18 protein-coding genes are annotated in these 21,548 nt (G+C 42.9%); 15 read left to right on the plus strand and 3 right to left on the minus strand.

Going from position 1 to position 21,548, the window contains the following annotated elements; all coding sequences use genetic code 11:
* The first annotated feature begins 192 nt into the window (after positions 1-192).
* From nfo to HGG78_RS02400, 3 genes are all read left to right on the plus strand, one after another.
* On the plus strand, positions 193-1,086 hold the full coding sequence (gene nfo, locus HGG78_RS02390; RefSeq protein ID WP_172531972.1) for a deoxyribonuclease IV: 894 nt from the start codon (positions 193-195) through the stop codon (positions 1,084-1,086).
* 273 nt (positions 1,087-1,359) lie between these two features.
* The gene (gene ung / locus HGG78_RS02395; protein WP_172531973.1) at positions 1,360-2,040 is read left to right on the plus strand and encodes a uracil-DNA glycosylase; all 681 of its coding nucleotides are present in this window, start codon (positions 1,360-1,362) and stop codon (positions 2,038-2,040) included.
* 88 nt (positions 2,041-2,128) lie between these two features.
* Positions 2,129-2,680, plus strand: a complete 552-nt coding sequence (locus tag HGG78_RS02400; protein ID WP_172531974.1) for a hemerythrin domain-containing protein — start codon at positions 2,129-2,131, stop codon at positions 2,678-2,680.
* Positions 2,681-2,727: 47 nt separating this feature from the next.
* Here the strand turns inward: HGG78_RS02400 and HGG78_RS02405 are convergent, their stop codons facing one another.
* Positions 2,728-2,907: a DUF3545 family protein gene (locus HGG78_RS02405; RefSeq protein WP_053310814.1), complete on the minus strand. Its 180-nt coding sequence runs from the start codon at positions 2,905-2,907 to the stop codon at positions 2,728-2,730.
* 707 nt (positions 2,908-3,614) lie between these two features.
* Here HGG78_RS02405 and HGG78_RS02410 point away from each other — a divergent pair.
* From HGG78_RS02410 to deoD, 9 genes are all read left to right on the plus strand, one after another.
* Positions 3,615-5,042 (plus strand): alanine/glycine:cation symporter family protein, encoded by a 1,428-nt coding sequence (locus tag HGG78_RS02410; RefSeq protein ID WP_172531975.1) that lies wholly within the window; start codon positions 3,615-3,617, stop codon positions 5,040-5,042.
* Between the two features lie 157 nt (positions 5,043-5,199).
* Positions 5,200-5,973, plus strand: a complete 774-nt coding sequence (gene yaaA, locus HGG78_RS02415) for a peroxide stress protein YaaA (protein ID WP_053310816.1) — start codon at positions 5,200-5,202, stop codon at positions 5,971-5,973.
* A gap of 146 nt (positions 5,974-6,119) precedes the next feature.
* Positions 6,120-6,263: a DUF5363 family protein gene (locus HGG78_RS02420; protein ID WP_168521133.1), complete on the plus strand. Its 144-nt coding sequence runs from the start codon at positions 6,120-6,122 to the stop codon at positions 6,261-6,263.
* Positions 6,250-7,035: a TatD family hydrolase gene (locus HGG78_RS02425; protein WP_216835413.1), complete on the plus strand. Its 786-nt coding sequence runs from the start codon at positions 6,250-6,252 to the stop codon at positions 7,033-7,035. The genes HGG78_RS02420 and HGG78_RS02425 overlap by 14 nt, the downstream gene beginning before the upstream one ends.
* A 207-nt stretch (positions 7,036-7,242) precedes the next feature.
* Positions 7,243-8,526 (plus strand): NupC/NupG family nucleoside CNT transporter, encoded by a 1,284-nt coding sequence (locus HGG78_RS02430; RefSeq protein WP_172531977.1) that lies wholly within the window; start codon positions 7,243-7,245, stop codon positions 8,524-8,526.
* A gap of 529 nt (positions 8,527-9,055) precedes the next feature.
* A complete protein-coding gene (gene deoC / locus HGG78_RS02435) occupies positions 9,056-9,832 on the plus strand; it encodes a deoxyribose-phosphate aldolase (protein WP_172531978.1) in 777 nt (258 codons plus the stop codon).
* Between the two features lie 112 nt (positions 9,833-9,944).
* A complete protein-coding gene (deoA, locus tag HGG78_RS02440; protein ID WP_172531979.1) occupies positions 9,945-11,273 on the plus strand; it encodes a thymidine phosphorylase in 1,329 nt (442 codons plus the stop codon).
* 20 nt (positions 11,274-11,293) lie between these two features.
* Positions 11,294-12,514 (plus strand): phosphopentomutase, encoded by a 1,221-nt coding sequence (gene deoB / locus HGG78_RS02445; protein ID WP_172531980.1) that lies wholly within the window; start codon positions 11,294-11,296, stop codon positions 12,512-12,514.
* A 78-nt stretch (positions 12,515-12,592) separates the two neighbouring features.
* Entirely contained in the window at positions 12,593-13,312 is a 720-nt protein-coding gene (deoD, locus tag HGG78_RS02450; protein ID WP_053310822.1) for a purine-nucleoside phosphorylase, read from the plus strand.
* A gap of 92 nt (positions 13,313-13,404) precedes the next feature.
* Here deoD and HGG78_RS02455 read toward each other — a convergent pair whose 3' ends face one another.
* Positions 13,405-14,019, minus strand: a complete 615-nt coding sequence (locus HGG78_RS02455) for a YtjB family periplasmic protein (protein WP_172531981.1) — start codon at positions 14,017-14,019, stop codon at positions 13,405-13,407.
* Positions 14,020-14,205: 186 nt separating this feature from the next.
* On the opposite strand from HGG78_RS02455, the gene serB reads away from it, so the two are divergent.
* Positions 14,206-15,186: a phosphoserine phosphatase gene (serB, locus tag HGG78_RS02460; protein ID WP_053310824.1), complete on the plus strand. Its 981-nt coding sequence runs from the start codon at positions 14,206-14,208 to the stop codon at positions 15,184-15,186.
* Between the two features lie 61 nt (positions 15,187-15,247).
* On the opposite strand, the gene HGG78_RS02465 is transcribed toward serB, so the two are convergent.
* On the minus strand, positions 15,248-17,593 hold the full coding sequence (locus tag HGG78_RS02465; RefSeq protein WP_172531982.1) for a PilZ domain-containing protein: 2,346 nt from the start codon (positions 17,591-17,593) through the stop codon (positions 15,248-15,250).
* A 191-nt stretch (positions 17,594-17,784) separates the two neighbouring features.
* On the opposite strand from HGG78_RS02465, the gene radA reads away from it, so the two are divergent.
* Complete coding sequence (gene radA / locus HGG78_RS02470) at positions 17,785-19,164, plus strand: DNA repair protein RadA (RefSeq protein ID WP_053310826.1); 1,380 nt, start codon at positions 17,785-17,787, stop codon at positions 19,162-19,164.
* Positions 19,165-19,393: 229 nt separating this feature from the next.
* Positions 19,394-21,484, plus strand: coding sequence for an elongation factor G (fusA, locus tag HGG78_RS02475; RefSeq protein WP_172531983.1), 2,091 nt, complete (start codon positions 19,394-19,396; stop codon positions 21,482-21,484).
* Positions 21,485-21,548 lie beyond the last annotated feature (64 nt).

The following is a 21,548-nucleotide window of genomic DNA, read 5'->3' on the forward strand; positions in this document are numbered from 1 at the left end:
TTTATGGTGGTTAATGTTTTGATTTGAATCAATAAATCTTTTAAAAACAATGATTTTAATTTTATTTTAAACCATAAAAAATATTTTAATGGTAATTTTGTTGTAATTTTACTACATAAGCGGGGTGGGTTTGACCTGCTCAATGTAAAATCAGACAATTAGAAACTAATGTTGAAAGTATAAAGTGATTTAATGACAAACAGAAAACAAGGTATCGGAAATAAGTTTATTGGGGCTCATGTATCTGCCGCAGGTGGTGTCGATCAAGCCCCACTAAGAGCAAGAGAAATTGGGGCTAATGCATTTGCCTTGTTTACTAAAAATCAGCGGCAATGGGTGGCCAAGCCTTTAGAGGAGGCAACCATTCGTGCCTTTAAGGCCAATTGTTTGATGCTAGGGTTTAATTCTGAACACATTCTGCCGCATGACTCCTATCTGATTAACTTGGGTGCTCCAGAAGCGGATAAGCTCGAAAAATCACGGCAAGCTTTTATCGATGAAATGGAGCGCTGCCAACAACTTGGACTGACGTTACTTAATTTTCACCCTGGCAGCCATCTAAAAAAAGTGTCGGAAAGCGAGTGTCTTGCCACTATTGCCGAGTCGATCAATTTGGCACATCAAGCTGTACCTGATGTGATTGCTGTTATTGAAAATACAGCTGGGCAAGGTACCAATTTAGGGTGGCGCTTTGAGCATTTGGCGCAAATCATTAAACAAGTGAATGACAAATCACGAGTTGGAGTGTGTTTGGATACTTGTCACACCTTTACTGCTGGTTATGACCTACGCTCGACAGAGGCTTGTGAGGCGACGTTTGCTGAGTTTGATCGCGTCGTCGGTATGCACTATTTACGGGCAATGCATATTAATGATTCAAAAGCAGAATTTGCTAGTCGAGTCGATCGCCATCATTCACTGGGCAAAGGGGAAATCGGTTGGGCCTGTTTTGAATATATTGCTAAAGACTCACGATTTGATGGTATCCCTTTGATTTTAGAAACAATTGATCCTGATATTTGGTCACAAGAAATTCAGACACTAAGGCAATTTCATGTTGAATCGCTCTCTATAATTGAATCGTAACTAAAGTTGGCATCTTTCTTTCATAGTGGCTTATGCATAGCTAAGTCTGTAATGAAGGAGGATGCCACTATGTTTCATTCAATGCCACGTACTGTAAATACTCACAGACCTGTTCGACTACCAATACCTAACCGCCATGTTACGGGGCAAGGACATGCTCGAACGCCGCAACAAAAGTCTCATTAATCAGCTAAAGCTCTGTGAAGTTGACTCATGCAGTAATGAGTATTTGTGGGTACAATGTTAGCCATACTTACTTCACAGGGCTCTTTTATGACTCAATCACTGACTTGGCATGATGTTATCGGCCACGAAAAGCAACAAGACTATTTTCAGCAAACAATGGCGTTTGTAGAAAAAGAAAGGTCGTCAGGGAAAGTCATTTATCCTCCAGCTAATGATGTGTTCAACGCATTTCGTTTTACTGAATTTGATGAAGTCAAAGTGGTTATCCTAGGGCAGGATCCTTACCATGGACCAAAGCAAGCGCATGGGTTGTGCTTTTCTGTATTACCGGGGGTGAAAACGCCACCTTCTTTAGTCAATATGTATAAAGAACTGGCGCAGGATATTCCGGGTTTTCAAATTCCCTCGCATGGATATTTAAAAAGTTGGGCGCAACAAGGTGTGTTGTTACTCAATACGGTTTTGACCGTTGAACAAGGTCAAGCTCATTCGCATGCCAATACGGGGTGGGAAACGTTCACAGATAGAGTCATAGATGCTGTTAATCAGCAGTGTGATGGCGTGGTATTTTTATTGTGGGGAGCTCATGCCCAGAAAAAAGGCCGTATGATCGATCGCAGCAAACATCATGTATTAATGGCTCCTCATCCTTCTCCTCTATCGGCCCATCGAGGCTTCTTTGGTTGTAAACATTTCTCTCAAACGAATCAATTACTTATCCAGCAAGGTAAAGAGCCTATTAATTGGCAACCTCTGCTCGATGAATGATAATTTGATGTTTTTTCGAGCAGTGTCAAAGCGTGGAGTGCAATCTTTTTATACACTTAGCTAAAGTTATGTGTAATGGAGAAGCACAATGATGATTGAAAGGATCCGAAGAGAGCATGGCTACATGGCGCGCTTGCTTGCAATTTTGCGTAGTAAATTGCACCAACTCAAGAATGAGCAAAGTGTTAACTATGCGTTGCTCAGAGAAATTGTAGATTATCTGGGGAGCCACTCCGAAACAGTGCACCACCCGAAAGAAGACATCATTTATCGCTACTATATTGAACACTATGGTCAACAAAATGAGATCGAAAATTTAGAGAAAGAACACTCGGAACTATCGGGTATAACCCATGATTTCCTAGATATTGTCGATATGATTTTGCAAGATGCAGTGGTTCCACAGCATGTATTCATTGAGCAGTTAGAAGCGTTCATCTCTTCCCAGAAGCAGCATTTAGAACTTGAAGAGCAGTCGATACTTCCATTGATTAGTCAAACCTTTACCATTGCGGATTGGCAAGCGGTAGAGGTTCAATGGAGTCAATCAGAGGATGACCCGGTATTTGGTGAAACGATTGCAGAACAGTATCAGCAACTGGCTCAGCGAGTGAGACAAACCGCTTCTGAATGCCAATAACGCGCAGTGAAAAAAGAGGCATCTACTCAAGATGCCTCTTTTTACGGTTAAATTTTGCTCAGTTCTGCTTCGAAGCAGACATCCATCTCCATCAATTCTCTTTGCAATCGTTTTTGATCTTGAATTAATTCTATTTCTCGCCACATTCGCTTTACTGGTTTAGCGCGGCTGGAGCGTATTTTCGTGATTTCCATTTCCAACATTTCGTCAAATTGCAAGCCTTCCATAAGCAACCTCTTGTTGTTGTGATTACGCCATGTCGTGCATTCTAGATAGCACATTTTCACTTAGCCTAACTATGATTTGTTTCTCATTTGTTTCCTTTTTATGAAGCTTTTATTGGATTTTGACCAGAATTTCACATTTTCAGTTGAGATGTTTGGTATGAAAAGCGAGCGATTAACCAAAGCAAACGATTTTATTCATATTTGAGAATGTTAACTAATTGTTGTTTTGAGTGTTTTGACGTGGGTGGGTGGTTTTTTTTTGAGCGCTTAACGAAAAATAATTATCTAATTATGCAAAATTCTTTAATCAATCGAATGAACCCTTGATTCTCAATGGCTGAGATTAAGTTGATGCAACTGAGTTTCTATGGTTGTTTTTTATTCTGCAATGTTGGTTTTTTGATTGTTATTTGTTTTATTGTTGTTGGTGTTTTGATTGATCTAATGTTAATCGAAGGTGATTTTATGGTGAAAAATAACATTTTAACTAAACTTGATGCATATTGATTTTTCACCTTTCAGGTTGCATTATCCGTTCGTCAAAAAATACGCGGCCTCTGCAAAATGTGAGATCTCTCGCGTTTTGGATGAATAGAACACATCTAATAATATCGATAAAAGCATGCTCGAAAGGATGTTGAACGAGACATGTGTGTTCTTTCATTAAATTTTCTGCGGCCAGCGCTATCACTCTATGAGAGGTTCTTGTGACAGACTTAATCAATTTAATGAATGATCTACTTTGGGGATCAATTCTTGTTTATCTTTTAGTCGGTGTTGGGGTTTACTTCACCGTTCGCTTAGGGTTTATCCAGTTTCGCCACTTTGGCCACATGTTCAGTGTGCTAAAAAATAGCCGTAAAGCAGACAAAGCGGGTATCTCCTCTTTTCAAGCATTATGTACTAGCCTTGCTGCTCGTGTCGGTACCGGAAATATGGCGGGGGTTGCTGTTGCTCTAACCGCTGGTGGGCCTGGTGCTATTTTCTGGATGTGGTTAATCGCCATGTTAGGTATGGCTACTTCTTTTGCAGAAAGTACGCTTGCTCAGTTGTACAAAACTCGTGACAAAGACGGTAACTATCGTGGTGGGCCTGCCTACTACATGGAAAAAGGTCTTGGCATGCGTTGGATGGGGGTCTTGTTCTCTATCTTCCTTATTATCGCTTTCGGTTTGGTGTTCAATGCCGTTCAAGCAAACTCCATTGCTGGAGCAATGAATAACGCATTTGGCTTTGAACCGCTTCATGTGGGTATTTTCATTGTTGCGATTTCAGCCTTTGTTATTTTTGGTGGTATTCGTAAAATTGCACGCACCGCTGAATTGATTGTGCCTTTCATGGCATTAGCCTATCTAGCGATAGCAATGTTTGTGATGGTAACCAATATTGAAAAATTGCCAGCCGTGCTCACGTTGATTTTCAAGAGCGCATTTGGCTTGCAAGAAGCCGCTGCGGGTGGTTTGGGTTACGCAATTGCACAAGCGATGATCAATGGTATCAAGCGTGGTTTGTTCTCAAATGAAGCGGGTATGGGTTCTGCACCAAATGCTGCAGCATCTGCAACTCCCTATCCGCCGCATCCTGCTTCACAAGGTTATGTGCAAATGTTGGGTGTGTTTATCGATACTATCGTGATCTGTTCAGCGACGGTTGCCATTATCCTAATGTCTGGTGAATATGTACCACATGGTGAAATTACGGGTATTGAATTAACTCAGCGCGCGTTAAGTTCTCAAGTTGGTAGTTGGGGGAGCATCTTTGTTGCACTTGCGATTTTCTTCTTCGCCTTTACTTCCATTATTGCTAACTACTCCTATGCTGAAACCAACCTCATCTTTTTAGAGCATAACAATAAGAAAGGGTTAACAGTTTTCCGAATTGTATTCCTTTCTATGGTGATGTTTGGTTCTTTGGCTACGTTGCCAACCGTATGGGCAATGGCGGATGTTTCGATGGGCTTGATGGCGATTGTTAACTTAGTGGCGATTCTGTTGCTGTCTGGCATCGTAATTAAACTGGCGAAAGACTATAACCGCCAGTTAAAGGCAGGCAAGGTTCCAACCTTTGATGCCAATGAATATCCAGAGCTAAAATCCCAGTTAGAAGATGGTATTTGGGATAACAACAATAAATAACCATTGTTACGAACAATTGAATAGATTGGCAAAGCCATGCAGACACTGCATGGCTTTTTTTGTACTCTGTTATCCATAAGATGAATTGAAGCCGTTGACTGCTTTGATTAAATAACCTCAACTCGGGTTAAATAATAAATATAGAGGAAAGAAAGGTATGCTTATTGTTGTATCTCCAGCTAAAACGTTAGATTACGAATCCCCGCTAGTCACCAATAAATTCACTCAGCCTGAACTCGTCGATCATTCCGCGGAGCTCATTGAGGTATGTCGTCGTCTAACTCCTAGCGACATTTCTCAATTAATGAAGGTCAGTGATAAAATTGCTGGCTTGAATGTGGCACGTTTTGCTCAATGGAGTAAAACCTTCACTACAGATAATGCAAGGCCTGCTATTTTGGCTTTCAAAGGCGATGTTTATACTGGTTTTGAGGCTGAAACGTTATCAGATGCTGACTTTGATTATGCTCAACAGCATCTAAGAATGTTGTCTGGTTTGTACGGCCTGTTGAAGCCGCTTGATTTAATGCAGCCCTATCGTTTGGAAATGGGAACGAAATTGAGCAATGCGAGAGGAGCTAATTTGTATCAGTTTTGGGGAGATATCATTACTGATAAGTTGAACCAAGCTCTGCAAGAGCAGGGGGATAATGTATTGATTAATTTAGCCTCTAATGAATACTTTAAAGCCGTCAATCATAAAAAGTTAGATGGTCAGATCGTTACTCCCGTTTTTAAGGATTGTAAAAAAGGACAATATAAGGTCATCAGCTTTTATGCGAAAAAAGCGCGCGGCATGATGGCGCGTTATATCATCGATAATCAAGTGTCCTCGCTTGAGCAATTGACTCAGTTTGATCGTGCAGGTTACTACTTTGTTGAACAAGAATCTTCAGCGACTGAGCTCGTTTTCAAGCGTGAAGAGCAGTAGTGATATAGTTATACCCTTCCTACTTGAAGTTGCAGCGGTGTTGGCTACGTTCCCTCACCCCAATCACATAGTTTATCTATGCTCATGGGGATTCACTTACTTGCCGCCTACCTGCAACTTCAAGTGGTTTGGGTATAGGTGGTAATATGTGGCAGTGGTTGAAAAGGCAAATCTCACGTTATGATCGTTGGTGCGAAAGTATGGGGCTGACACCTGATAAAAAGCGCAGTTGTGTCCCTTATCGACAAGACCCGGCTACGGATAAAGAGACTAAACGTGAGCATCAGTAAGTTACGTCTGTTTGATACTCATTGCCATCTTGATTTTTCTGTTTTTTCTGAAAATGTTGATCTACACATTAAACTTGCTCAGAAATCTGGAGTTGAGAAATTACTGGTTCCAGCGATTGGTCCAAGCAATTGGCAGCGAGTTGCTCAGTTGGCGGAAAGTTATCCTGCTCTCTATTTTTCTTTAGGTTTTCATCCTTATTTTTTATCTCAATCATCACATTCTTATATAGATCAGTTTGAACAAGCGTTAGATAACAGACACGAGAAGTGCCTGGCTTTAGGGGAATGTGGTCTTGATTTCGCTATAGATGTTGACTCTAAGTTGCAAGAATCGATGTTTGAAGTTCAAATTGAGTTAGCGAAAAAGACGGCTTTACCTCTTATAATACATAGCCGCAAAGCTCACAATCGTGTTCTCCAGCTTTTGAAAAAACACCACTTTAACCAAGGTGGAATATTACACGCCTTTTCCGGAAGTGAGCAGCAAGCGAGGCAGTTTATTGATCTTGGTTTTAAAATTGGAGTGGGGGGAATCATCACCTATCCAAGGGCCAATAAAACTCGTTTGGCCATTTGTGCTTTGCCTATCGAAAGTTTAGTGCTCGAAACGGATGCACCAGATATGCCGTTGAATGGCTTACAAGGTAAAGTGAATCACCCTAAATATCTGCCAATTATTGTGCAAACGCTTGCTTTACTAAGGGGACAGTCAGAGCAATCGATTGCTGAGGCTTTATGGGCAAATAGTCACTCGCTGCTATTTTCTTTGTGAATGAATTCGAAATGAAATGTATGGCTAGTGATTTTTGTATCAGTAAATGGTGAGTTGGCTCACATAAGTGAGTGAATGCGAGCTGAATCTTATAAGAAAGTGTGAGGCTGGCATTACTTTATCTAAGGAGGGATGAGTATAATCACCTCGCTTTATAGCTCCATTTTGTAACACGCCAATAAATAACTTATAAGGAAGTCATAAACTATGAGCCTGTTTATGAGCCTAGTCGGTATGGTAGTGCTTCTTGCTATTGCATTTGCATTCTCATCTAACCGTAAAGCTATCAATATCAGAACTGTGGGCGGCGCTTTTGCCATCCAATTTGCATTAGGTGCATTTGTTCTTTACGTACCTTGGGGCCGTGATCTTTTAAACGGTTTCTCAACTGGTGTATCTAACGTTATCAACTACGGTAACGATGGTTCATCATTCTTGTTCGGTGGTCTTGTTTCTAACAAGATGTTCGAAGTGTTCGGTGGTGGTGGTTTCATCTTCGCTTTCCGTGTTCTTCCTACACTGATCTTCTTCTCTGCACTTATTTCTGTACTTTACTACATCGGTGTTATGCAGTGGGTTATCAAGATTCTTGGTGGCGCGCTTCAAAAAGCTCTGGGTACTTCTCGTGCGGAATCAATGTCAGCTGCGGCAAACATTTTCGTAGGTCAAACTGAAGCACCACTTGTTGTTCGTCCGTTTGTACCTAAGATGACACAATCTGAACTATTCGCAGTAATGTGTGGTGGTCTTGCTTCTGTTGCTGGTGGTGTATTGGCTGGTTATGCTTCAATGGGTGTTCCTCTAGAGTACCTTGTTGCAGCATCATTTATGGCAGCACCTGGTGGTCTTCTATTTGCTAAGATTCTTCACCCAGAGACTGATAAGCCTCATGAAGATTTCGATGAAGCATTAGACGGCGGCGACGATAAGCCAGCTAACGTTATCGACGCAGCAGCGGGCGGTGCGGCATCTGGTCTACAACTAGCGCTAAACGTTGGTGCAATGTTGATTGCCTTCGTTGGTTTGATTGCTCTTGTTAACGGCATGTTGGGCGGTATCGGTGGTTGGTTCGGTATGCCTGAGCTAACTCTAGAGCTGATTCTAGGTTATGCATTCTCTCCACTAGCATTCCTTATCGGTGTGCCATGGGCTGAAGCGGTGACCGCTGGTTCATTCATCGGTCAGAAATTAGTGGTTAACGAATTCGTTGCTTACCTAAACTTCACACCTTACTTAGGTGAGAACGCGCAAGTTATTGCTGCAACTGGTGAAGTGATGTCTGAGAAGACGACTGCAATTATTTCATTCGCTCTATGTGGTTTTGCGAACCTTTCTTCTATCGCAATCCTACTTGGTGGTCTTGGTAGCCTTGCTCCAAACCGTCGTAGCGATATTGCTCGTATGGGTATTAAAGCGGTACTTGCTGGTACGTTGTCTAACCTTATGGCAGCGACAATTGCAGGCTTCTGCTTAAGCCTAGCTGCGCTATAATTTAGTTAGAAAGTAATTAATTTATAGACGCCATTTAATATCGCCCCGTAGCAAGAAATTGCTGCGGGGCTTTTTTGTTTCTGGGTTTAATTTCATTATTGAGCCATGCAAAAAAAGAGAGATAGTCTAAGGTTATTTAGACTCTTTTTGAGATACAAACCGTTTGCTCTATGAATGGTGCTACAGTTTTGTAGCGAAAATCTATACTGTATCGGTGAGATTAATTTTCAATGGAATATTGAAAGTTTTTAGCTAGCACTAATCAATACATGGAGTATGATCTGGAGCTAGGGCAACTGTGTTGCCTTGATATACGTTAGACACAGCAATAAAAGCTCAATATTGGAGCAACATTGTTTGTGCCATAGGCCAAATTGGTACTGTGCGGTGACAGGGATAGCAATTGGAATGTTCAACATTCCGAGTCTTCAGGGAACCAAGTCCGTTCATTTGTGGCTACTGGGAAAAAGCGCACCAACAACTCGCGTGCCAGTAGTGAACTATTTGAATATATTGATCGGAGATAGAAATGAGCGATTTAAAAGCAGCAGCACTTCGTGCACTAAAATTGATGGATTTGACTACGCTAAACGATGATGACACAGACGCGAAAGTGATCGCCCTTTGTCATGATGCGAAAACAGCAGTAGGCAATACAGCTGCAATTTGTATTTACCCTCGCTTTATTCCTATTGCTAAGAAGACACTTCGTGAGCAAGGCACACCAGAGATTCGTATTGCGACAGTAACGAACTTCCCTCATGGTAATGATGATATTGAAATCGCAGTGGCTGAAACAAAAGCAGCTGTTGCGTATGGTGCTGATGAAGTCGATGTTGTTTTCCCTTACCGTGCATTAATCGCAGGTAACGAACAAGTCGGTTTTGAGCTTGTTAAGCAATGTAAAGAAGCATGTGGCGATATCCTTTTGAAAGTGATTATCGAAACAGGTGAATTGAAAGAAGAAGCATTGATCAAAAAAGCGTCGCAAATTTGTATTGAAGCTGGTGCTGACTTTATCAAAACTTCAACCGGTAAAGTGCCAGTGAATGCTACGCCAGAATACGCACGTATGATGTTAGAAGTGATTCGTGATATGGGCGTTGCTAAAACCGTTGGCTTTAAACCAGCTGGTGGTGTTCGTACTGCAGAAGATGCGGCATTGTACCTCGCTATGGCTGATGAGCTATTAGGTGCCGACTGGGCCGATAACATGCATTACCGTTTTGGTGCATCAAGTCTACTGACTAACCTTTTAAATACATTAGAAGTAACAGACCAAACAGCAGATCCTGCCGCGTACTAATCGTAGGTTACATCTGAACTGATAACAATAAGTCTGATTTGTGGGGCTGTTTTTATGGCTCCGCATTACCTCTTTACCCTACTGACCAAAGCGTATTGCTTGGGAGGATCTAATGTATTTACCACAAGAAATCATTCGTAAAAAACGTGACGGCGAAACACTTACCGCTGACGAAATTAACTTCTTTATTCAAGGCGTAGCAAAAAATACGGTATCTGAAGGTCAGATAGCTGCTTTTGCTATGACTATTTTCTTTAATGAAATGACCATGCCAGAGCGCATTGCATTGACTTGTGCGATGCGCGATTCAGGCATGGTGATCGATTGGGACTACATGAACTTTGATGGCCCTATAGTCGATAAGCATTCAACTGGTGGTGTTGGTGATGTAACCTCACTAATGCTTGGCCCAATGGTAGCTGCTTGTGGCGGTTTTGTGCCGATGATTTCAGGCCGAGGGCTTGGCCACACCGGTGGAACACTGGATAAATTGGAATCTATTCCTGGCTATAACATCACACCAACTAACGATGTTTTTGGTCAAGTGACGAAAGAGGCTGGGGTGGCGATCATTGGTCAAACGGGTGATCTTGCTCCTGCGGATAAACGTGTGTATGCCACGCGTGATATTACGGCAACGGTGGACAATATTTCACTGATCACAGCCTCTATTCTCTCGAAAAAACTGGCAGCAGGTTTAGATTCTCTAGTGATGGATGTCAAAGTGGGTTCGGGCGCTTTCATGCCAACCTACGAAGCTTCTGAAGAGTTAGCGAAATCGATCGTTGCGGTAGCAAATGGTGCTGGCACCAAAACTACGGCTATTTTAACGGACATGAACCAAGTGTTAGCCTCTTCTGCGGGGAATGCAGTTGAAGTGCGTGAAGCAGTTCGTTTCTTAACTGGAGAGTACCGTAACCCTCGCTTACTTGAAATTACCTTGGCTTCTTGTGCTGAAATGCTGGTACTCGGTCACTTAGCGAAAGATAGCGATGAAGCACGCACTAAACTGATGGCGGTGCTCGATAACGGTAAAGCTGCGCAGTGCTTTGGCAAAATGGTCAAAGGTTTAGGCGGTCCTGCTGATTTCGTCGAAAATTATGATCATTACCTTGATAAAGCCGAGATCATTAAACCCGTTTACGCACTAGAAAGTGGTGTGGTATCGGCAATGGATACTCGTGTAATTGGTATGGCTGTTGTGGGCATGGGTGGCGGACGCCGCGTTGCAACAGACAGCATTGATTACGCGGTGGGTTTTGACCAATTTATCCGTTTAGGCGAGGTCGCTGATAGCAACAAACCACTGGCTATGATTCATGCGCGTAATGAAGAGCAGTGGCAAGAGGCGGCAAAAGCCTTACAAAACGCCATTAAAGTGGGCGGAGAATATACACCAACACCAGATGTTTACCGTCAAATTCGTGCAGAAGACGTGTAACACGCTGGTTGGAGAGAGCAATGAAAAGAGCATTTATTTTAGTATTAGATTCATTTGGTATTGGCGAAGCGGCAGACGCAGAAAAGTTCGGTGATGTCGGTTCAGATACGCTTGGCCACATTGCAGAGCAATGTGCAAAAGGCGATGCAGATAATGCAGACCGTAAAGGGGCGTTAACCTTACCAAACTTATCCAAATTAGGTTTGGCGATGGCTCACAAAGAGTCAACTGGGCGTTTTGCTCCAGGGTTGGATGCCAACGCTGAGATTATTGGTGCCTATGGCCATGCGGCAGAGTTGTCATCAGGTAAAGATACGCCATCAGGTCACTGGGAAATTGCCGGCGTGCCTGTGCTGTTTGAATGGGGCTACTTTAGCGATAAGCAAAACAGCTTCCCCAAAGAGCTTACTGACCGAATTCTAAAGCGTGCTAACCTTCCTGGCTTTTTGGGTAACTGCCATGCTTCTGGTACGCAAGTATTAGATGATTTAGGCGAAGAACACATGAAGACGGGCATGCCGATTTTCTATACGTCTGCTGATTCAGTATTCCAAATTGCTTGTCATGAAGAAACGTTTGGTCTTGATCGTTTACTTGAACTTTGCCAAATCGCTCGTGAAGAATTGGAAGATTACAACATTGGTCGCGTTATCGCTCGTCCATTCATTGGCCCTAAAGCGGGAGAGTTTGCGCGTACCGGCAACCGTCGTGATCTTTCTTTAGAGCCACCTGCGGCTACTGTGTTGCAAAAATTGGTTGATGAGAAACAAGGCAACGTCGTTTCTATTGGTAAAATTGCCGATATCTATGCCAACTGCGGTATTACGAAAAAAGTAAAAGCAACAGGTATTCCTGCGTTGTTTGATGCAACTTTAGAGCAAATTAAAGTTGCGGAAGATAACACCATTGTCTTTACTAACTTTGTTGATTTCGACTCAGCTTATGGCCACCGTCGCGATGTGGCAGGTTATGCGGCTGCACTTGAATATTTTGATAATCGTCTGCCAGAAGTATTGGCGCTTATGGAAGAAGACGACATCCTCATCCTAACGGCGGATCACGGTTGTGACCCAACTTGGCCGGGTACGGATCATACTCGTGAGCACATTCCTGTATTAGTGTATGGCCAAAAAGTGGCTGCAGGATCGTTGGGCTGTCGTGATACCTTCGCAGACATCGGTCAATCTATCGCGCAGTACTTTGGTACTTCGGCAATGGATTATGGTAAGAACTTTCTTTAAGTGCTCATTGCATTTTTGAATATGAATAGAGAGGGTACTCTCTATTCTTTCGTCAATTTTAGATAAAGGATATTTTCAATGGCAACTCCACATATTAACGCGGAAATGGGTGCATTCGCTGACGTCGTTTTAATGCCTGGTGACCCACTTCGTGCAAAATACATTGCAGAAACTTTCCTCGATGATGTCGTTCAAGTGTGCGATGTTCGTAACATGTTTGGTTACACTGGCACTTATAAAGGCCGTAAAATTTCAGTAATGGGACATGGTATGGGTATTCCATCATGTTCTATCTATGTGACCGAGCTGATTAAAGACTTTGGTGTGAAAAAGGTTATCCGTGTTGGTAGCTGTGGCGCAGTAAGTGAAGACATCAAAGTACGTGATGTCGTGATCGGCATGGGCGCATGTACGGATTCAAAAGTGAACCGTATTCGCTTCAAAGATCACGATTTCGCTGCAATAGCCGATTACAAAATGGTAAAGGCGGCTGAAGAAGCAGCAACGGCTCGTGGCATTGATGTCAAAGTAGGCAACCTATTTTCAGCTGAGCTTTTCTACACACCTGATCCAGAAATGTTTGATGTGATGGATAAGTACGGCATTGTTGGTGTGGAAATGGAAGCGGCAGGTATTTATGGTGTTGCTGCTGAATACGGCGCAAAAGCATTGACGATTTGTACCGTATCTGATCATATCAAAACAGGTGAACAAACGACTTCAGAGGAGCGTCAAAACACCTTTAATGAGATGATTGAAATAGCCTTAGATTCAGTATTAATTGGTGATGCACAGTAATTAATGTGCTCTGATTAAGATCTTTAATCATTAGCTCAAATAAAAAACCTCAGCGTTAACACTGAGGTTTTTTTATCGCTACATATTGATGGTTAAGAGAGGTCATCAACATTTTGTAGTAACAGGTTTTCGCCTTTATTTTTCGGTTTACGGCGTAGTACTAACGTAAGTAACACTCCGCTGACAAAACTGGTTAGCAGCATCAGATACATATAGCGATCGCTTTTTCTGTAGTGGTGGTCCGAAATAGCAGTAACCTTGCCAGTTTCAAAGGTTATACGGACAAAACCAATAATGCTACCGTCGTGGTAAACGGGCTCTACAAGTTGCTGACGGCCGATGCGAGCGGTTTCCAGCGGTGTATCTAGCCCTAACACTTCCCTAACGCTTAGCGCACTTTCGCTGGCAGCGAGCTTGATACCTTCTGCATCATAAATGGTGGCATCAAACACTAAGCTGTCTTGCGCCAACTGGTTGGTTAATGCAAGTAAGCGCTCTTGGTCTTGTTCGGCAATCATGCTACCTGCTGATAGCGAGGCTTGTGAAATGAGCACATTAGTGAGCGTCTCTAGCTGGTTGGCTTGAATTCGTTCATTTCCTTTGCTGATCACGACACTATTTTGTACGGTAAAGAAAAACATCCCGGCTAAGAAAACAACCGTGATCACGCGGATTGCGACACGAAATGAAAATAATGAGCCATCCATAATCAACCTAACGGAATTAATTGAAACTTTGCCCATATTGATACTTGCGTTTTTAAATTGCAATAGGGTAACGTCTTGCTAATAGAGCCTGATGAGAGATACTCGAAATAAAATAAAGTGGCGATCAATTTTTTTGATGACACCTTGTTCATTGAGGCTGAAAGCATTAACTAAGGAATGATAAACATGGATGCGCTAAAAACCTTGCCAATTAAAAGGCATACCACACTACTTAACCGTTTACCTGAGACTCGTTTCTCTTCTCAATTAGATAAATCTAAAGCGAGCTGGATTATTTTCGCACCGTATTTATCGACCCAATGTTTTGATGATATTGACTTCTTTACCGGATATTACAATCCGGTGCTTGATATGTGGAAGGTCGGTCACTACGAAGTCGCGTTAATGGCGGGGAAGTTCACTAGTGAACATGAAAAGGTTTTACAAGGTCTTGAAATCGACTATGCGCGCTTAAATGAAGTGCCTGACTTATCGAAACCGGGTCTTATTGTGATGGATATGGATTCAACGGCTATTCAAATTGAATGTATTGATGAGATTGCCAAGTTAGCCGGGGTTGGAGACGAGGTTGCTGAAGTGACAGAGCGAGCGATGCAGGGGGAGTTAGATTTTGAGCAAAGCCTGCGCCAGCGGGTAGCTAAGCTCGCCGGAGCGGATGAATCGATTCTTGAAAGTGTACGCTCCACATTGCCTTACATGCCAGATCTCAAAGAATTTGTTGCCACTTTAAATGCATTGGGCTGGAAAACGGCGATAGCATCGGGCGGTTTTACCTATTTCTCGGACTATTTAAAAGAGGTTTTACAGCTCGATCATGCTCAATCAAATACGCTTGAAATTATAGACGGCAAGCTAACAGGCAAGGTGTTAGGCGATGTTGTCTCTGCTCAAACCAAGGCTGATATATTGCATGAACTCGCCGAAAAATATGATATTGAAGTGCACAATACAGTGGCAGTCGGTGATGGTGCTAATGACTTAGTAATGATGTCAGCCGCTGGGTTGGGGGTGGCTTATCATGCAAAACCGAAAGTAGAAGCACAAGCGCAAAGCGCAGTGCGTTATGCTGGTTTGGGGGGCGTGTTGTGTATTCTTTCTGCTGAACTGGTCAAAAAACAAAAAATCAGTTGGCAAGCGAAGCCTTAGTCTGTTGTCGTTATTAATGATGAAAAGAGCGCAGAAAACAGCGCAGAAAACAGCGCTCTTTTTAAAGCGTTAGTTCTAAACGAATTAATATTTCATCAGTAATATCAACAAGTTCTCCATATCCGACAATGGCAGTGATCTCTTTTTCTAAAGCTCGGGCGTGGTGAATGCTGATTTGTGCAAGCTCATTAAGATCACTGCGCAGTAGTGTTGTTATGGGGTCAAATACTGGTGCACTGCAAATACGCAACACGTAGATTTCCCCCATCAGCTGCGCTTTTTGAATGAAGGCAATGCGTTCTTTGGTACTTTCAAAATCACTCAACAGCTTAGATTGGATTGATTGAATACGCCCGCCAAATTTGATCGCCGCGATATACACTTCATTATATTGAGGTGTTGCCCCCTCGATACGCTTCATAGGTTTGGCTAGCAATGTATTGGTGTGGTTTTTAAAAATCGGTTCCAATGAAATTCGATGCTCTTGTCCAAGTTTAGCAAGCAATACCAAATGCGGGGGAAGCGGGTAGTTAACGCCGATTACTTTCGGTCGGAGGTTCACCCCATGTTTATCAATAAATATCGGGGTGCTGATCATCTTATCCAATAAAATATTGTGTAGCCCTTCCAAAAGCTGGTGGCTTGGCAAAACTTCTTCTTTGGCTGGTAGTTTGTCTTGATTATTTTCAATAAGACTATTGAAAAAAGCGATCGTTTTGGTTGTCTGAGTATTGTCTTCGATCATCAATTGCAAACGACGGCCTTCAGGACCAATACGCACTACGCTGTAAGGAACACGATTGAGAGGTAATTTTTTATCATAGAGTTGCAGCTCGCGGAAATTGACGCTGACTGTATCTCCAGCCTTCACTGTTAGCGGCGTATCTACAATTAAGCTTAGCCCTCGCTTTGATAAGTCGACAGTATAACCTTCAGCCGTAGCATCCCCTTTGCTTGATATGGTGAGAGGTGATTTGAGACTATAGCGGGGTTCTTTTCTACGCGAGCGAGCATCGAAATAAATACCAGTTGGCTCACCAATGATTTTTCTTGAGTGTCTGAACGCATTGAGTTCGCTATTTGCTAACTTAGGCTTGTCGATCAGTAGATAATCTTTGGCGGACTGTTCATCACCAATTTCTTGCAATATCCCGCAGTGGGTCAGTTCACTGGAGCGATCAGAGAGTTCACTGGCATGATTAGCGAGTTCTTTGCGTTCTTCATCTGAAAGCTCAAAGACGAATAAACGGAATGCTTTCCAGCTGTCGCGACGAGCTCCGACATGCCAGAACATTTTACGTTGTTCACGACTTGCTTCTGGCATCATCATTGAGAAGAACAGTGTCTTACCTTGATGCTCATGCTTAAATGAATACATCACGTTATTACTACCGCGAATTCCCGGTTTGGTCAGTTGCTGCATGCGCTCTTTTTTAAATAAAGAACCGAGAGCCTGCTGATTGCGCTCATCATGCCAATATTGCCAGATTGGTTGATTATTCTCTGTCAGCAATACGAGTTTTAGTTCATCACCGCTAAAAAAGACGGGTAAGTTACAGGTATGTTTAAGATAAGTATGTTCGTAACCACGGGTGCGAGCTCTAATTAACTTGTCTTGGTTATCATGACGCGTTTTTTGCGAATTATTCTGAAGTGCTTCGTCGATAACCTTTTCGATGACATTGGTGTCAGAAAGCTTCAAGGTTCGTAAAAACTTAACCGCATCGTTATCGTAGGACTCTTCAATCCCAAGGATGCGATATTCAATGGTATTGTGCAGGCCAACTACTTCAGACGATTTATTAAGCTCTGAAAAATGAACCTTAATAACTTCGCCCAATTTGTAGTCGAATGCAGCCGGAACTTTGAATTTTGCACCTGAAGCTGAGAGATCAACACTTAAGCCATTCACTAGCTGCTTATTTTGTAAGTGGATTTCAACTTGAGATGTCACTCTTAAGCGATTTTCTTGACGTTTGAGGTCGTAGCCCAGTTTGACGGGTTCTGCTTCAAAGAGGGAATTCGCATTGGTTGATTTTTGTGGATTGTTGGTGCCGCGCTGCTGCATGACTCGAAAGTTATTACGAGTATTATTTAACGCCTCCCATACACCATCGGTATAAGAACCAAATTTTTTTATGCTCTTATGATAGGCATTGAATGCAACATCATCTAACCAATGCTTACGACCATCTAATAAGTATTCTCGGCACTCGCCCTGCACTCGCCCTCGTAAGTCGATACTTCTAATACAAGGAGCCATAAGGCGGTTGAGTTCCATCTTTACCAATAATTTGACCGACGGCGGCTCATCTTCTGTCATTTGTAACAAAAGGTATTCAAAATCGGTGGATCCATAAGCCGGAATCAAACGCTCGGCGATTGATAGAATTTCAGATTGCTGCATACTTTTCTGCTAAAGTGTTGCTCTCATAGGTTAATCGGCACAGTTATCATAATCTTTAGTTATCTGTAGCGAAGGTTCAACCTTTATTTAAACAGAAATTAACCTGCATCACTGCAATATATTTTATTGGCTTACTATTTGAGCCAATTGATTATAAATGAACGGCAATAAATCAGAATGGTTGAGGGCTCATGGCAAAAGTAAAACGCGCATATGTTTGTAATGATTGCGGCGCCGATTTCCCGCGTTGGCAAGGTCAATGTGGCGCATGTGGTGCTTGGAACACTATTTCTGAGGTTCGTTTGGCTGCATCTCCCCAAGTTGCGCGTAATGAGCGTTTAAGTGGTTATGCAGGCGCGGTGTCTGAATCGCAAGTACAAGTGCTTTCTGACATAAACTTACAGGAAGTACCTCGATTCTCTAGCGGCTTTAAAGAGCTTGATCGCGTATTGGGTGGTGGTGTCGTTCCTGGCGCAGCGATACTGATTGGTGGAAATCCAGGAGCAGGTAAATCAACCTTATTGCTGCAAACTATGTGTCAGCTTTCAGCTTCAATGCCAACTTTATATGTGACTGGTGAAGAGTCGTTACAGCAAGTTGCGATGCGCGCGTCTAGACTGGGGCTGCCCAAAGATAATCTGAAAATGTTGTCTGAAACTAACGTTGACCGTATTTGCCAGATAGCAGAAAAAGAGCAACCTCGAATTATGGTGATAGATTCTATTCAGGTTATGCATGTCGCTGATGTTCAATCATCTCCGGGTACGGTTGCTCAAGTCAGAGAATCCGCAACCGCACTGACTCGTTACGCTAAGCAAAATAATGTAGCGGTGTTTTTAGTCGGGCACGTAACCAAAGATGGAACGTTAGCAGGACCTAAAGTTCTGGAACACATTATTGATTGCTCGGTATTACTTGATGGTGGAACCGATAGTCGTTTTCGAACCTTACGCAGTCATAAAAATCGATTTGGAGCGGTTAATGAGCTTGGTGTGTTTGCGATGACTGGCCAAGGTTTGCGTGAAGTAAGTAACCCCTCTGCCATTTTCCTATCACGCGGTGAAGAAGATACATCAGGCAGTTCGGTGATGGTGGTTTGGGAAGGAACTCGCCCATTACTGGTTGAAATCCAAGCACTGGTCGATTACTCCCAACTTGCTAATCCAAGACGAGTCGCGGTTGGTTTGGAGCAAAACCGGTTGTCATTATTGCTTGCAGTGCTGCATAAGCATGGCGGTTTACAAATGGCAGACCAAGATGTATTTGTGAATGTGGTTGGTGGGGTGAAAGTAACGGAAACCAGTGCCGATTTAGCACTATTAATGGCCCTACTTTCTAGTTTTCGCGATAAACCGCTACCTAAAGATGTGGTCGTATTTGGTGAGGTTGGGCTAGCTGGCGAGATTCGCCCAGTGCCGAGTGGTCAAGAGCGGCTCAACGAAGCATTTAAACATGGTTTTAAAAGAGCGGTGGTGCCAATAGCAAACATGCCTAAAGGTGGTATTGCTGGCATGCAAATACACGGAGTAAAAAAATTGTCAGAAGCGATAGAAGCGTTTGATGAGTTGTAATTTCGTATGAGCTTTCGTTTAAAATACAGCAAATGATGTGAATTTAGCTATCCTTCTTAGGTAGGGAAATACGCTGAAATTACGTAAATCAAATAAATTGATATCGTTTGATTTTGGCATGCAGTAACATAGACAAGTTTTTTTTCTTCTAGAGCACGCAGAGCTATCAGTCTTGACAGATTGTGGTATACTCTGCGCGCAATTTATATCCTATTAACAGAGTAAGACAATGGCAGATTTATCGAAATACAGAAACATTGGTATTTTCGCGCACGTTGATGCGGGTAAAACAACTACCACTGAGCGTATCCTTAAGCTAACTGGTCAAATCCACAAAACTGGTGAAGTACATGATGGCGAATCGACCACTGACTTCATGGAACAGGAAGCTGAGCGCGGTATTACAATCCAGTCAGCAGCTGTAAGTTGTTTCTGGAAAGGCCACCGTTTCAACGTTATCGACACCCCGGGACACGTTGACTTCACTGTTGAAGTTTATCGTTCTCTTAAAGTGCTTGATGGCGGTATCGGTGTATTCTGTGGTTCAGGCGGTGTTGAACCTCAGTCTGAAACTAACTGGCGTTACGCGAACGATTCAGAAGTATCTCGTCTGATCTTCGTTAACAAACTAGACCGTATGGGTGCAGACTTCTACCGCGTTGTTGAGCAAGTTAAAAACGTACTTGGCGCTCGTCCACTAGTAATGACCCTACCAATCGGTATCGAAGACAACTTCGTTGGTGTGGTTGATGTCCTAACTCGTCAAGCTTACGTTTGGGATGAAACAGGTCTTCCTGAAAACTACACAATTCAAGATATCCCAGCGGATATGGTTGATGATGTTGAAGCTTACCGTGAAGAGATGGTTGAAACTGCTGTAGAGCAAGACGACGATCTTATGGAAGCTTACATGGAAGGTGAAGAGCCTTCTATCGAAGATATCAAACGTTGTATCCGTAAAGGTACTCGTGATCTAGCATTCTTCCCAACATTCTGTGGTTCTGCATTTAAGAATAAAGGTATGCAACTAGTACTTGATGCTGTGGTTGATTACCTACCAGCTCCAACAGAAGTTGATCCACAACCTTTGATGGACGAAGAAGGCAACGAAACTGGCCGTCACGCTATCGTTTCTGCTGATGAAACTTTCAAAGCACTAGCATTTAAGATCATGGACGACCGTTTCGGCGCCCTAACTTTCGTTCGTATTTACTCTGGTAAACTGAACAAAGGTGACACCATCCTTAACTCGTTCACTGGTAAAACAGAACGTGTTGGTCGTATGGTTGAGATGCAAGCGAATGATCGTAATGAACTGACTTCTGCACAAGCGGGTGACATCATCGCTATCGTGGGCATGAAAAACGTTCAAACTGGTCACACGCTATGTGATCCAAAAGACGAAGTTACTCTAGAGCCTATGGTGTTCCCTGCACCTGTAATCTCTATCGCAGTACAGCCTAAAGATAAAGGCGGTTCTGAGAAAATGGGTATCGCGATCGGTAAAATGGTTGCAGAAGATCCAACGTTCCAAGTTGAAACTGACGAAGATTCAGGCGAAACCATCCTTAAAGGTATGGGCGAACTTCACCTAGACATCAAAGTAGATATCTTGAAGCGTACTTACGGCGTTGACCTAATTGTAGGTAAACCACAAGTAGCTTACCGTGAAACTATCACTCAAGCAGTTGAAGATAGCTACACGCATAAGAAACAGTCTGGTGGTTCTGGTCAATTCGGTAAGATCGACTACCGTATCAAACCTGGTGAAGTGAACACTGGCTTTACGTTCAAATCAACAGTTGTTGGTGGTAACGTACCTAAAGAATTCTGGCCTGCAGTTGAGAAAGGCTTCAAGTCAATGATGAACGAAGGTGTTCTAGCTGGCTTCCCAGTTCTTGACGTTGAAGTTGAACTGTTCGACGGTGGTTTCCACGCAGTTGACTCATCAGCTATCGCATTTGAAATCGCAGCGAAAGGCGCATTCCGCCAATCTATGCCTAAAGCAGGTGCACAACTTCTTGAGCCTATCATGAAAGTTGACGTGTTCACTCCAGACGATCACGTTGGTGATGTTATCGGTGACCTTAACCGTCGCCGTGGTATGATCAAAGACCAAGAAGCTGGTGTAACTGGCGTTCGCGTTAAAGCTGACGTACCACTATCAGAAATGTTTGGCTACATCGGTACACTACGTACTATGACATCAGGCCGTGGTCAGTTCTCTATGGAGTTCTCACACTACTCTGCATGTCCTGCTAACGTTTCTGAGCAAGTAATTGCTGAAGTGAAAGCACGTAAAGAAGCTGAGAAGAAGTAATTCTTTAAATAAGCTAATACGTAAAACCCCCGCAAGCGAAAGCTTGCGGGGGTTTATTTTTTGT

Origin of the sequence: Vibrio aestuarianus (assembly GCF_012395185.1) — a bacterium.
In the GTDB taxonomy this organism is placed as follows: Bacteria; Pseudomonadota; Gammaproteobacteria; order Enterobacterales; family Vibrionaceae; genus Vibrio; species Vibrio aestuarianus.